Annotated in this window: 12 protein-coding genes; 7 read left to right on the top strand and 5 right to left on the bottom strand. The window is 52.3% G+C overall.

The genetic code is table 11. The annotated features are described in order from the left end of the window. Positions 1-183 precede the first annotated feature (183 nt). Together NYE24_RS28365 and NYE24_RS28370 are read right to left on the bottom strand one after the other, a co-directional pair. On the bottom strand, positions 184-1,230 hold the full coding sequence (locus tag NYE24_RS28365) for a HAMP domain-containing sensor histidine kinase (protein WP_342477211.1): 1,047 nt from the start codon (positions 1,228-1,230) through the stop codon (positions 184-186). Then, complete coding sequence (locus NYE24_RS28370) at positions 1,227-1,901, bottom strand: response regulator transcription factor (protein WP_076155397.1); 675 nt, start codon at positions 1,899-1,901, stop codon at positions 1,227-1,229. Before NYE24_RS28370 ends, NYE24_RS28365 begins: the two co-directional genes overlap by 4 nt. A gap of 215 nt (positions 1,902-2,116) precedes the next feature. Between NYE24_RS28370 and NYE24_RS28375 the strand changes: the two genes are divergently transcribed. The 4 genes from NYE24_RS28375 to NYE24_RS28390 all read left to right on the top strand — a co-directional run bounded on the left by NYE24_RS28375 (position 2,117) and on the right by NYE24_RS28390 (position 7,117). Continuing rightward, positions 2,117-4,495, top strand: coding sequence for an ABC transporter ATP-binding protein/permease (locus tag NYE24_RS28375; protein ID WP_076155399.1), 2,379 nt, complete (start codon positions 2,117-2,119; stop codon positions 4,493-4,495). 206 nt (positions 4,496-4,701) lie between these two features. Continuing rightward, positions 4,702-5,628 (top strand): ABC transporter ATP-binding protein, encoded by a 927-nt coding sequence (locus tag NYE24_RS28380; RefSeq protein ID WP_342477212.1) that lies wholly within the window; start codon positions 4,702-4,704, stop codon positions 5,626-5,628. Continuing rightward, complete coding sequence (locus NYE24_RS28385; RefSeq protein ID WP_342477213.1) at positions 5,625-6,779, top strand: ABC transporter permease; 1,155 nt, start codon at positions 5,625-5,627, stop codon at positions 6,777-6,779. The genes NYE24_RS28380 and NYE24_RS28385 overlap by 4 nt, the downstream gene beginning before the upstream one ends. Next, complete coding sequence (locus tag NYE24_RS28390; RefSeq protein ID WP_036690956.1) at positions 6,776-7,117, top strand: hypothetical protein; 342 nt, start codon at positions 6,776-6,778, stop codon at positions 7,115-7,117. Before NYE24_RS28385 ends, NYE24_RS28390 begins: the two co-directional genes overlap by 4 nt. Positions 7,118-7,161: 44 nt before the next feature. On the opposite strand, the gene NYE24_RS28395 is transcribed toward NYE24_RS28390, so the two are convergent. Further along, positions 7,162-7,452, bottom strand: coding sequence for a hypothetical protein (locus tag NYE24_RS28395; protein WP_342477214.1), 291 nt, complete (start codon positions 7,450-7,452; stop codon positions 7,162-7,164). Positions 7,453-7,612: 160 nt separating this feature from the next. Beyond that, entirely contained in the window at positions 7,613-9,043 is a 1,431-nt protein-coding gene (locus tag NYE24_RS28400) for a DHA2 family efflux MFS transporter permease subunit (protein ID WP_051493181.1), read from the bottom strand. A gap of 298 nt (positions 9,044-9,341) precedes the next feature. Between NYE24_RS28400 and NYE24_RS28405 the strand changes: the two genes are divergently transcribed. From NYE24_RS28405 to NYE24_RS28415, 3 genes are all read left to right on the top strand, one after another. Next, entirely contained in the window at positions 9,342-9,923 is a 582-nt protein-coding gene (locus tag NYE24_RS28405) for a TetR-like C-terminal domain-containing protein (RefSeq protein WP_076155404.1), read from the top strand. A gap of 123 nt (positions 9,924-10,046) precedes the next feature. Next, on the top strand, positions 10,047-10,874 hold the full coding sequence (locus NYE24_RS28410) for a metallophosphoesterase (RefSeq protein ID WP_342477215.1): 828 nt from the start codon (positions 10,047-10,049) through the stop codon (positions 10,872-10,874). A 177-nt stretch (positions 10,875-11,051) separates the two neighbouring features. After that, positions 11,052-11,750 (top strand): SDR family oxidoreductase, encoded by a 699-nt coding sequence (locus NYE24_RS28415; RefSeq protein WP_036690947.1) that lies wholly within the window; start codon positions 11,052-11,054, stop codon positions 11,748-11,750. A 63-nt stretch (positions 11,751-11,813) separates the two neighbouring features. On the opposite strand, the gene NYE24_RS28420 is transcribed toward NYE24_RS28415, so the two are convergent. Further along, the gene (locus tag NYE24_RS28420; protein ID WP_342477216.1) at positions 11,814-13,025 is read right to left on the bottom strand and encodes a sugar efflux transporter; all 1,212 of its coding nucleotides are present in this window, start codon (positions 13,023-13,025) and stop codon (positions 11,814-11,816) included. Positions 13,026-13,039 lie beyond the last annotated feature (14 nt).

The following is a 13,039-nucleotide window of genomic DNA, read 5'->3' on the forward strand; positions in this document are numbered from 1 at the left end:
AAAGCGGGCAGTAGGCGGAAATGAGGAGCAGAAGTGCACCTGAATTAGCCGAAAGCGGGCAGTGAGCGGAAATGAGGAGCAGAAGTGCACCTGAATTAGTCAAAGGCAGGTGGGAGGCGGGAAAGAGGAGCAGAAGTGCACCTCCCTCTCGTTCCCCCCACAAGCGGCCCCGAACACACGGGCCTAATGCGCCCCGCCCCCCGGCAGCTTGATCGTGAACGCTGAGCCCTGGCCCGGCTCGCTGCGCACCTCAATGGTGCCTTTGCTCAGGCTGATGATGCGCGCGGCCAGCGGCAGGCCGAGGCCGTTGCCTCCGTCGGAGCGGGCGGGGTCGCCCTGGTAGAACTTCTCGAAGATGTGCTTGCGCACCTTCGGGGTCATGCCGATGCCGGTGTCCGCGATAACCACCGAGATCCAGGTCCCGTCCGAGTGCAGCGCGACCGAGATCGTTCCGCCCTCCGGCGTGAACTTGATCGCATTGCCGAGCACATTAAGCCACACCTGCATCATCAGCTCTTCATTGCCATAATACCGCTGCTCATCCAGCTCAATATCCAGGTTCAGCTGCTTGGCTGACCAGAGGGATTCCAGCAGCAGCAGTGCCTGGCGGAGCTGCTCATCCAGCGGATATTCGGCCAGCTCTGAGAGCATCTCCTGGTTCTCCAGCTTGGATATCTTGAGGATGTTACCGGACAGATTGGACAGCTGCCGTGAGCTCTCGATAATCATTCCGGTGTATTCATCATGCTCCGCCTTGCTCAGATTCTCCTCCTGCAGCAGCATGGCGTACCCTTCAATCGCCGCAATAGGCGTCTTGAATTCGTGAGACACATTCACGACGAAGTCATTGCGCAGGGTCTCGATGCTGCGCAGCTCCTGTACCATAAGGTTGAAGTGATGCGCTACTTCACTGATCTCATCCACACGGTGCGACTCATTCAGATAGATGTCGAAGTTGCCTCTGGCAATCTCTTTGGCGGCGCGGCTGAAGTCCGTGATCGGGGCCAGGATCTTTTTGCCGACCATAATACTGATCGTAGTCCCGATGACCACGCTGAACAGCATCATCATGAGCACAGGCGGGAACATATTGCGGTGCCCAATCGTATTATTCCCTACCCGGAAATACAGGTACGCCAGCACAGACAGAATAAACACAAAGAACAGAATGATTACGAACACCATCGAGACGAAATACCACCATAGCCCTCGGTTTCTCCCCCGGATCATCCCCGCTTCACCGCCTTATAGCCCAGCCCTCTGACCGTAACAATCTCAAAATCCGGGTTGTCCCTGAAGCGCTCCCGCAGCCGGTTAATGTGGACCACCACCGTATGCTCATCCGACTCGGAGTCCATCCCCCATATTTCATCCATGAGCTGCTGCTTGGTGAATATTTTATTTGGATACGAGATCATTTTATAGAGGAGATAGAATTCCTTCTGCGGCAGCACGATACTCTCAGGCCCTTGAATCACGGTTAACGTATCATAGTCCAGCACCGTTTCTGCCCATTCGATTTTGCGTTCACTGATGATTTTGGCCCGGCGCAGCAGCGCCCCGACACGCAGGATCATCTCATTCACATTGACCGGCTTGACCATATAATCATCGATGCCAACGAGGAAGCCCTGCTGCTTATCGGCAAAAGTCTCCCGCGCCGTCACCATCAGGACCGGAAGCTGGCTATTGTTGTCCCGGAGCATCCGTGTCAGCTCGAAGCCGTCCATCACGGGCATCATAATATCGCAGATCATCAGATCGATATATTCCTTATCCAGCATCTCCAGCGCATCCTCGCCATTCATAGCCGGAACCGCGCGGTAGCCTTGTCTGGTCAGTACAGTGCAGAAGAGCTGCCGCAGCTTGGCGTCGTCCTCCACTACAAGAATAGTAAACATAGATTCTCCTCCTGGAACGGTTCTATGTAATTTAACGTATAGCTTGTATAGATGTTTTGCGGATTCTTCCAGTATACCTCACCAAGATCAACTTAATCTCAACCGGGAGTTTAGGTTTAGTTTATATTGGACGATTATACTGGGGAACAGCAGGACAGGAAGCACGTAGCACATACAGAGAATAAGAGTATAGGAATGGAAAGGGAGACTGGACAATGCTGCAATTAAAAAACATCACCAAGAGCTACAAGACCGGGGAATTCACTCAAGTCGCACTGGATAAAGTAAATCTTAATTTCAGAGAAAGTGAGTTCGTTGCGATTCTGGGCCAGAGCGGCTCGGGCAAGACCACGCTGCTCAACATCGTTGGCGGACTGGATCAGTATGACAGCGGAGAGCTGATCATTAACGGCCAATCTACCGAGCGCTTCAAGGACAGCGAGTGGGATGCGTACCGCAATAACAGTGTCGGCTTTATTTTTCAGAGCTATAATCTGATCTCGCACTTAAGCATCACGGACAACGTGGAGATGGGGATGACACTCAGCGGGGTATCCTCAGCCGAGAAGCACCGTAAGGCGCTGGAGGTACTGGAGAAGGTCGGCCTTAAGGATCATGTGCACAAAAAGCCGAACCAGCTCTCGGGCGGACAGATGCAGCGTGTAGCCATCGCCCGGGCGCTCGCGAACAATCCCGATATTATCCTGGCCGATGAGCCTACCGGCGCCTTGGATTCGGAGACGAGTGAGCAGATCATGGAGCTGATCAAGACCATTGCCGAGGATAAGCTCGTCATCATGGTTACCCATAACCCGGAGCTGGCGGAGAATTATGCAGACCGCGTGATCCGCTTCTCAGACGGTCATGCGATCTCGGACAGCAATCCGCTGGCTACGCAGAAGACCTCAAGTGCGTACAAGCTGAAGCAGACAAGCATGAGCTTTTTCACAGCCCTGAAATTATCCGGCAAAAACATTGCCACCAAGAAATGGCGCACGGGGTTGACCGCTTTTGCCTCCAGTATCGGGATTATCGGTATTGCCCTGATTCTGTCCCTGTCCAATGGCTTCGACAAACAGATCAGCTCCTATGAGACCGGGGCCTTATCCAACTTCCCGATCTCCATCAACCAGACGGCGGTCAATCTGCAGAATGCGGGCCCTCCAGGCAAGGAGAACACGGAGCTTACCTCATACCCGACAGAGAAAAAGCTTTTCCCGTACGACCCGACTGTGAACTCAGCCATGCATGTGAATGTGCTGACCAAGGAGTATATGCAGTATCTGGAGGGGATTGATCCGAAGCTGCTGGACGGCGTCTCCTATACCCGCAGTGTGAATATGAATTGGCTGGTGAAGGACGGGGACAAGGCGGCAGCGCTGGATAAAAGCAAGATTACTGTAGCTCCCTACCCGAGCAAACAGGGCAGTGACTCGGGAAGCTACCTGGAGCAGTACTATGATCTGCTAGAGGGAAAGTTCCCTACAGAGAAGACGGATCTGGTGCTCATCGTCGATCAATACAACCGTCTGACTAATGCGGCAGTGGATGCGCTCGGGCTGGATTATGAAGCCAAGAGCATCAATCTGAGCGATTTGGTCGGAACACAGCTGAAATTGATCAATAACAATGACTATTATAAAAAGAATGGCGAACAGTTTGTGGTCAATGCAGCCGGAGGGGATCTGAAGGATCTCTATAACAGTCCCAAGGCGGTTACCCTTAACATTGTAGGTGTGCTGCGTGCGCAGGAAGGGTCGAGAATCTCAACACTGTCGCCCGGTCTGGTCTATTCGGATGAACTGGCGGCCTCCTTCATTGCCGATGCGAAAGAATCCGAGATTGTCCTGGCCCAAGAGAAGGCAGATATCAATGTATTAACGGGGCAGGGGCTGTCGGATGGCCTCACAGGCTCGGGTTCAACCGGCCCGATGGGCGGGTCTGTTATGATGAATGCGGGTCAGACAGCCGCTGCTGGTATGGCAGCGCCCACGAAGGAGAATGCCCTTGCAGCGCTGGGGGCCACGGATATTCCAAGTGCAGTCTCGCTGTATCCGATTGATTTCAGTGCGAAGGAATCCGTAAATGCTTATCTCGATAAATGGAATGAAGGCAAAGCGGAGGAGGATCAAGTGCAGTACACTGACCTTGCAGCGATTGTGACGAATATTTCCGGTGGAATTATGGACGGGATTACGATGGTGCTGATTGCTTTTGCGGCGATTTCCCTGGTGGTATCCCTGATCATGATTGCGATCATTACGTATATTTCCGTGATGGAACGTACGAAGGAGATCGGCGTATTGCGTGCACTGGGTGCCCGTAAGAAGGATATCACGCGGGTGTTCAATGCCGAGACCTTCATTATCGGGGCTTGCTCGGGGATTCTGGGCATCGGCATCACTTATCTGCTGACCATCCCGGTCAATGCTGTCCTCTACAACCTGACAGAGCTCAAAAATGTCGCCCAGCTGAATCCGCTCCACGCGCTCATTCTTGGTGTCATCAGCGTTCTGCTGACTATGCTTGGTGGAGCTATTCCGGCCAAGATGGCGGCGAAGAAGGACCCGGTGACTGCCCTGCGCAGTGAATAACCAGCCGTAGTCCGGATCAGCCAGACTGAAATGATGAAATGACGAAGAACCAAGGGAATCCGTTCCTTTGGTTCTTTGTTGATTCTATTTCTGTAAGATAAATTGCCATAGATCACAGACGGCAGGGAGATTGTGGGATAAAATAACAGGAAATAGAATCCTTCAGTGTGTAAGTGCCGTATTATAAGTGTCTAGAGGTGAGGGTCATGAACGGAATACTACTGGAATTGAAGGAAGTGGATAAAAGCTTTGGCCGCCTCAAAGCGGTGGATGGCTTATCCTTCACCGTCAGGCGGGGGGAGATTTTTAGTCTGCTCGGTCCGAACGGTGCCGGTAAAACAACGGCCATTCGTTTGATTGCCGGAACACTTGAGCCGGACAATGGCGACATCTGCATTGGCGGCACGCCCTCCCGGCGTAACCGTTCGTTGAACAACCGGGTGGGAATCTGCAGTCAGGAGCTACAGCTGTGGCCGATGCTGACCTGTGAGGAGCAGCTTCATTTTGCAGGGAGATTGAATGGAATGGACAGGCAAGAAACCAAGCGGCGTACAGCTATGCTGCTGGAGAGTATCGGGCTCTCTGATCAACGCAAGGTGCTGGCGAAGAATCTGTCCGGCGGCATGCAAAGACGTCTGCATCTTCTGCTGTCCGTCATCCACGATCCGGATCTGATTATTCTGGATGAGCCTGAAGCCGGGCTTGATCCGCAGAGCAGGATACGGGTCAGGGAGTTCATTCATTCGTTGTCCCGTACCAGTGCAGTGCTGCTTACCACGCATAATATGGATGAGGCACAGCGTCTGTCATCAAGAGTGGCAGTGATGGATCATGGCACAATGCTGGTTTGTGATACACCTGCTGCGCTTCAGCAGAGGATCGCCCCTGAGGAGACACTGGAGGTCTATTACCAGGAGCCGGTGCAGAAGACCTCGGAGCTGAACGCCCTGGAGTATAGCGTGCAGTTCAAGGATGCAAGCCTTCGGATCACTGGAGAACGTCTAACAGAATCGGTCCCGCATATTCTTAACCGGCTGACCGCTCTATACGGAAATCCGATTACGTTCAGCTTGAGGCAGAGTACACTTGAGGATGTATTCATTAAGCTGACTGGAAGGAGCTTGCGGGAATGAGGCTGTGGGCAGTATTCAAAAAAAGCCTGGTAGAGCAATTCCGTGACTATAAGGCTGTTCTGCTGACCGTTCTGTCTCCGATTGTGTTCATTGTTATCTTTGGCCTGGCCTTCGGGCAGGGGTTCTATACGTATTCGCTGGGAATAACCAATGAAGATCATGGGAAGCTTGGGGACAGACTGGTGCAGCAGATTGCAGGCAGTGAATATCCGAATGGAAATAAGATGTTTGCGGCTATGCCAGCGGATTATCATACGGGGAACGTAAGGGAGCAAGTAAGAACAGGTGCTTACGATGCCCATTTGTATATTCCACCCGGCTTCAGTAACTCGCTGCTCCGCCATGAACAGTCCGGCGAGTCCTCACCGGTACAGATGAAGCTGCTAGGCAATCCGGCAAATCTGACATACAGCATCATCAGCAGCTATGTGGAGAATTACATTCATAATTTTGTCTGGAATAACGGTATGGCAGGCAATCCGGTACAGCTTGTATATGAGGAGACTGGCCATTCGAAGGCCCAATCGGAATTTGCCAATATGGCACCGGGGCTGATGGTATTTTCAGTGTTTTTTCTGTTGATTCTAAGTGCAATGGTGGTGACCAGAGAGCTGGAGAACCGGACGATTCAGCGGATTGTTTTGTCAAAAGCCAGCGCGTTCGAGTTCTGTGCAGGCATCACGCTCTCGCAGATGGTACTGGCGGCAATCATGCTGCCTCTAGTATTTGCTTCCAGCCTGTTGATGGGCTTCTCGTCCTCCGGCTCCTATATGCTGGCTTATGCGGTCAGCCTGATTGCCACTTTCTCAGCTATAGGAATTGGCCTAATCATCGCCGCGTTCTGCAGGACGTCACTGGAGGCCTTTATCCTCGGCAATGTTGTCGTAACCCCGATGATGTTCCTGGCCGGGATATTTTTCAAGGTTCCGCCGGTTAAGCTATTCACGGTGATGGGCAAAGAGATCGAGCTGCTGACCTTCGTGCCGACACTGGATGCCGTAAGCGCGATGAACAAGATTCTGATAAACAATGCCGGACTTAGCGAGGTTCTCCCTGAGGTTCTTGTGCTGGCGACGCTATCGGCAGGGTATTTCTTATTAGGGATATATTTATTCAATCGTAAAATCATGTACTCAGGAGGGATCAAATGAAGACCAGAGGCAAGTTGCAGGTCATTGCGGGTTTTCTTATGCTGGCGTTAATTATTACCTTGCACGATGTGCTAGAGAATCAGAATCTGAGAATCGTATTATCGATCACTGTAGCGGTAGCCGCTGCTTATTTTCTTTCCAAAATCAGTCTTCCGCAGCAGGTATCCGGCAGAACGATGACGGTGGGATTAGTGTCATTGCTGGTATTCACTTGCATATACCATATTCTACTATCCCTGGTGTTGAAGCAGAGTATATTCGCCAACGAATTTTGGATTTTCTTATGCGTCATTTACCTGCTAATTTGGATGCGTGCCCGGCTAAGTCCCTCAAAATAACAGCCGCCGCTTGCATTGGGAGCAGCCGGAGCAGCAGTCTGGGATTACTCCGTAGAAGGCAGCTGAGCGCGTAGCGTTTTCCTTTTGTTAATCTCCTTGGACAGCTCTAACTGCTGCTGGGAGATTTTTTTGAGTTCAGCCTGCAGCTTGGTGATGCGGCTCATTTTACTGCTGAGGGAGCTTGGGGATGAGCTTAGCTTGCAGTCTTTTTCCAGCTGGTTGATCTTGAGCTTGGTCTTGCGGGTCTTCTTCTGCAGCTCTGTCATTCCGGCTTCCATCTCTGTGATTTCCTGAGTCAGGCGGTTAAGCATTGATTTCGTGAAGCTGATAGCCATTCGGGCACCTCTTACTTTTCTTAAAATGATAAGCATTCAGGATATCATTGTACTATAAGCGCAACGTATATGCGAGATGTGGAAGAAGACCCATGGAGTGCGCTCCGTCGGGTCTTCTTCTAAATGCAGTCTATGAAATAAAAAACAGCAGATGTTCTCCCTAGATTTCCTCGGCGACAACGATCTTCTGCTGCGTGCCCGGTTCCTTAGCCTGACCCACCTGCTTAATGAAGAAGGAGAGTAAGAGCCCGATAATTCCGACGCCCACAATAACCAGATAGGAATCGTTGATGCCCTGGATGGAAGACTCCATTAGCATATGCTGCTGAGTCTCGCCGGCAGTTCCGCTGCTGGCTGCGATATTCTGGAAGTGAGTGGCGGTGCGGCTGGTCATCACGGTGACCAGCAGAGAAGTACCTACTGCACCGGCGACTTGCCTTACGGTATTGGAGATCGCTGTGCCATGTGAATTCAGCCTGGTGGGCAGTTGATTTAGCCCGAGGGTCTGAATAGGCATCAGCAGCAGGGCCATGCCGATCCGGCGGCCGGTGGACATCAGCATCAGATAACCGTAGCTTGTCGAGTCTGTAAGATTCACGAAGCTGAGTGTGGTCAGAATAGTGATCGTCAGGCCGATAATGGCGAGCCATTTCGCTCCGAAGCGGTCGAACAGCTTACCGGTGACGGGCATCAGCGCGCCCATAATCACTGCGCCGGGCAGCAGCAGCAGGCCGGATTCCATAGCGGTGAAGCCGCGGGCATTCTGCAGATAGAGCGGCAGGAGCATCATATCCGCATACATCACAATCGTAACTGCCACACTGATGACGGTAGTCAAGGAGAACATATTATACTGGAAGGCCCGCAGATCAAGCAGCGGACTCCTGGAAGTGAGTTGCTTCCATATGAATAATCCAAGTGATATAGCGCCTGCGGCCAGCGACAATAACACCTCTGCGCTGGACCAGCCTGCACTGGCTGCCCGGCTGAAGCCGTACAATAGGGTACCGAATCCAATGGTGGATAGGATCACACTGGTGATGTCGATTTTGGGAAAAGAACGCTCAGCTACATTTCTCAGATAAATAAAACCGCATACGATGACCATAACCGTGAGCGGCAGCATGCCATAGAACATCATCTCCCAAGAATAACGTTCCATAATATATCCGGCCAGCGTAGGGCCGATGGCCGGGGCGAAGATAATGGCGAGCCCTACCATCCCCATGGCGGCTCCTCTTTTTTCACGCGGGAAGAGGGTCAAAATAACCTGGGTGAGCAGCGGCATAATAATGCCGGCACCGGCAGCCTGAATCATCCGTCCGGTAAGCAGTACCGGGAAGCTTCCTGCGAGTGCTGATACAAGGGTACCCGCAAAGAAAATAAACATCGAGGCCTGGAACAACTCCCGGGTAGTGAAGCGCTGCATCAGATAGGCCGTAATTGGAATCAACACACCGTTAACCAGCATATAGCCGGTAGTCAGCCACTGGGCCGTGGCCGCCGTAATATTGAAGTCATGCATAAGCTCCGGTGTAGCAACACTCATGATGGTCTGATTCAGTGTAGCCAGAAAGGCACCCAGAATCATTACGAACAGAATAGGTCCCTTGGGAATGGACGGGGCTTCTTTGATTGCTGTCTTGATACTCACTAGTCTTCATCCTTTCAAACCGCCAACTCATGGACTAAATTTACAATATGTCGTATAGTTTACAATGTATAAAGTAGATTATAGATGAAAATTTCATGTAATCAAGCAACGATTTTCGGGAAAATGTAAATTAGTTTACACTTAGAGGATATGTGTAGTGTATGTGGTTGAAAAACAACACTTTTGACTGAAATTGTAGCCTGCTCTTGGGCAGGACAGATTGGAGAGAACAGAAATGACAAATCCTGCCGAGCGGACAGATCCGCGTGTCCTTCGTACACGCCAATTCCTGAAGGAGGCTCTGATTGAGCTGATGGAAGAGATGAGCATTGAGAAAATCACCGTCAACCGCCTGGCGCAGCGGGCCCAAATTAACCGTGTGACCTTCTATCTGCATTACCGGGATATCCCGGATATGCTGGAGAAAATGGCGGATGATATGGCGGAGGAAGTTCTGGAAGTGGTGAGAGACGATACGGACTTTACGGAAGCCGCACAAGAACAGAAGTGGCCGATGCTGGAGCACCTGCTTGTGCATATTGCAGCGAACGCCAAATTCTACAAAATCGTACTTACGTCGCGGAAGAGTACGATATTTACGGATCGGCTTTTTAAACTGATGGCAGACATTATTTCTGCACGGGTGGAGAGCAGGGTTACCGCACATGATGCTTCGGAAGTAACGGTACAGAAGGATATCGCTGTGTGGTACGGCTCGGCGGCCCTCATTGGTACCATCATCGCCTGGCTTCGGGAGGGCATGCCGTATACACCGCAGTATCTGGCGAAGCAGATTACTTCACTGCGGGCGAATTAATTGCCCGAAGCATTCCTTCTTGATGGATTCATAGGTCCAAGAGCAGCCAATTCCTCCCGCATATAAATAGTAGGGACTACTATATATTCTGAAGCTATTTTTGATGGGATGGGGTGGTACGAGATGAGGAGACAGGCAGGACCGGCACGAAAGCGGGTGCTTCGCGCCAAGCGGCAGGCTGTATCCGGAGTGAAGCGCAGAATCAAGGCACAGACGGTTGAATTTGCGGTGTTTGGTGACAGTCATGTGGGATACGGTAACAGCTTGAGCATCTTTAAGAGTCTTTTGCCTAAGGCGGTGAGCAGCGGGAACAAACGGTTTATCATCTTCGGGGGAGATAATACCCAGGCGGGAGCGGATCACGGGAATAACGCTAACGCCTACTATAAGGACTTCAAGGATACAGTGACTGCCACGCTGGGAAGCATCCCTTACAAGGCCTCTATAGGGAATTGGGAAGCCAGTACCCGGTCCTTGTTCACGCAGTATTTAGGGGCGGTGGCCGGACAGATGAATTTCCCGGGAACGCAGGGCAAGGTGAGATATGTGTGGCTGGATTGCGCACTGGGCCAGTTCACACCGGCAAGCCTCAATCTGCTGCGGAATCTGGATGACAGGTACTTCTATATTATTGATTTCCACTGGCCGCTCCGGGTGCAGGGCATTACGGTGGATTCCAGCCATGTGCTCAGCGCGGCCGAGACCTCCAAGTTCTTCACGGCCATTCCGGCAAAAGCCAGAGAGAAGGTGCTGGCGATCTTCACGCATCATGGTCACAAATTCTACCGGAAGCTGAACAACATCTATCCGGGGTACACCAGAACCAAATTCTTCGTCACCGGCTGCTCCGGGGACTACAAATGCAAGCCCGGCGGGAACATGGGGTACTATAACGCCACATTAACCAGCAGCGGGTCAGGCTACAAAGTCGAGGCTTTTATCGCCCATTAAGGGGCTAAGTGAATGAGGCATAGCGGAGGGAGAGTGTCGTGGAGACATTCTCTTTATTTTTGGGCGGGCGTCCTGGCGGTGAACTTGACAGCCCTTTCATGGGTTAGGTATGGTGTAACAATACCGAACAATAAAGGTCATTAATACAAATAGAATTACTACAGGAGGAACGGTACAATGAATATTCTGATTACAGGGGCGGGACGCGGACTGGGCCTTGAACTAACGGCGGCTGCGCTGGAGCGTGGGCATGCTGTTATTGCGGGAGTGCGGGATCTGACGCGCGGGCAGGCAGCATTAGCTGATCTGGCGGCAGTATACGGGGACAAGCTGACTCTAGCGACACTTGATGTGACAGACGAGGCTGGAATAGCTGCGCTTGCCGCCAGCCTGACAGAGCAGGCCCGGACACTTGGCGTCATCATCAATAATGCCGCAGTGCTGAATGCCACGGACACCGCACTTGAAGCGCTGGATATAGAAGAGATGCAGAATGCCATGGATATCAATCTGTACGGACCGATGCGGGTGGTTAAGCACCTCCTGCCGCTGCTGACCGGGCCGGATGCTTCAATCATCAATATCTCATCAGAGGCAGGCAGTATCACCAATGCTTACCCGGGCAGCTATCCGTATACGATCTCCAAGACCGCGCTCAATATGTTCACGCAGAAGCTCCATGTCACACTGAAGGATCGCGGCATCCACGTACTCAGCGTCCATCCCGGCTGGATGCCTACCGATATGGGCGGAGCTAAGGCACCGCTTCACCCGCGCACCAGTGCCGAGGGCATTCTGGACCTGATCGGGCAGAGAGCCGAGCCGTCCGGTCATTTCAGATTCGTGGATTATACGGGTAAGGATATGGAGATATAGGGATACTCGGGCTAGCTAGTGCAGCATCAGGTTTAAATATATGGATTGCCAGCATCTCACATGTTAAGAGGCGAGCGGAGCTGTAATTTTCTCGTCCGGAGAGCGGCGGGGCCAGAGCAGCAGTCCCAGTGAGCAGACTACCAGAACTACGCAGAGCAGGTAGGAATGGCGGTATCCTAACCACTGGGCTGCGGCTCCTCCCGCCAGGCTTCCGGCCAGTCTGCCGATGGTTGTAGCATTGGTGTACAGCGTGGAGGCATAGCCGGGAAGGTCCGGCAGCAGATCCTGAATATAGCTGATTCCAATCGCAGAGATCACAGCGACAAAAAAAGCCAGCAGCACCTGTCCGGCGATGAGCTGCCACAGCTCACCTACTCCCATCACCAGCGCATAATAGATCCCCCCCATTGCCATTCCCCAGCCCAGCAGCACTTTGCTGTCGTATTTGGCTGACAGCAGCCCCAGCACCAGCATGAACGGAATCTCCATTAACGCGCAGATACTAGCCACCGAAGCTACATTCTGTGTAGTGCCTCCCAGCGTATTAACAATGAACAAGGAGATATTCAGATTATTGGCCCAGTGTCCGGTATAGAGCAGGGTCAGGATAAGAAAAGGAACCAGTACCCTGGCATTCCGTTGCAGCCCGGCGGGCTGCTGGACACGCCGCTCGGGCTGCTGCTTAGCGGCTGAAGGCCGTACGAAGCTGAACACCAGAAGGGCATTGATCAGGAAGATCAATGTGGTCGTTGAGAAAATCCCCTGAAATCCGAAGCGGCTCAGGAGCGCGGCTCCAGCCAGCGGACCGCTGATAAAGCCAAGGGAGAACATTGAGCGCAGGGCCGAGTTAGCCAAGGCATGATCAGGAGAGCTGCTGGCGCTCACAGCTTCTCTGGCGCTGGCGAATAATTGCGGCATCGCCGGGGCGCCGGCTGCGGTAAATATTGTCATATAAGCCAGCAGCGGGTAGAAGTCATGAATGAATATGTATCCGGAAAAAGCAACAGCATTGAACATCATACAGACCACCATCAGCCTGCGGCGGTTCAGCCCGGCGTCGGAGCGTTTGGCGATGAACATGCTTAAGGCTACCCCGCTAAGGAGGGTTACCGCTGTAAATATTCCGAAGGTTCCGGCAGTAACGCCGAGTTTTTCTGTGAAGTAGACCGCCAGGAATGGAGCACTGATAGAGATGGCCATTCCCTGGAACAGCATGCAGAGCAGGAATATAGGATAGGTTGGAATGAGGAGCAGAGCATAGGTTCTTTTGAGCATAGAGTGTGTGGACT

The sequence above is a fragment of the Paenibacillus sp. FSL H7-0350 genome, from assembly GCF_038593195.1.
In the GTDB taxonomy this organism is placed as follows: domain Bacteria; phylum Bacillota; class Bacilli; order Paenibacillales; family Paenibacillaceae; genus Paenibacillus_AQ.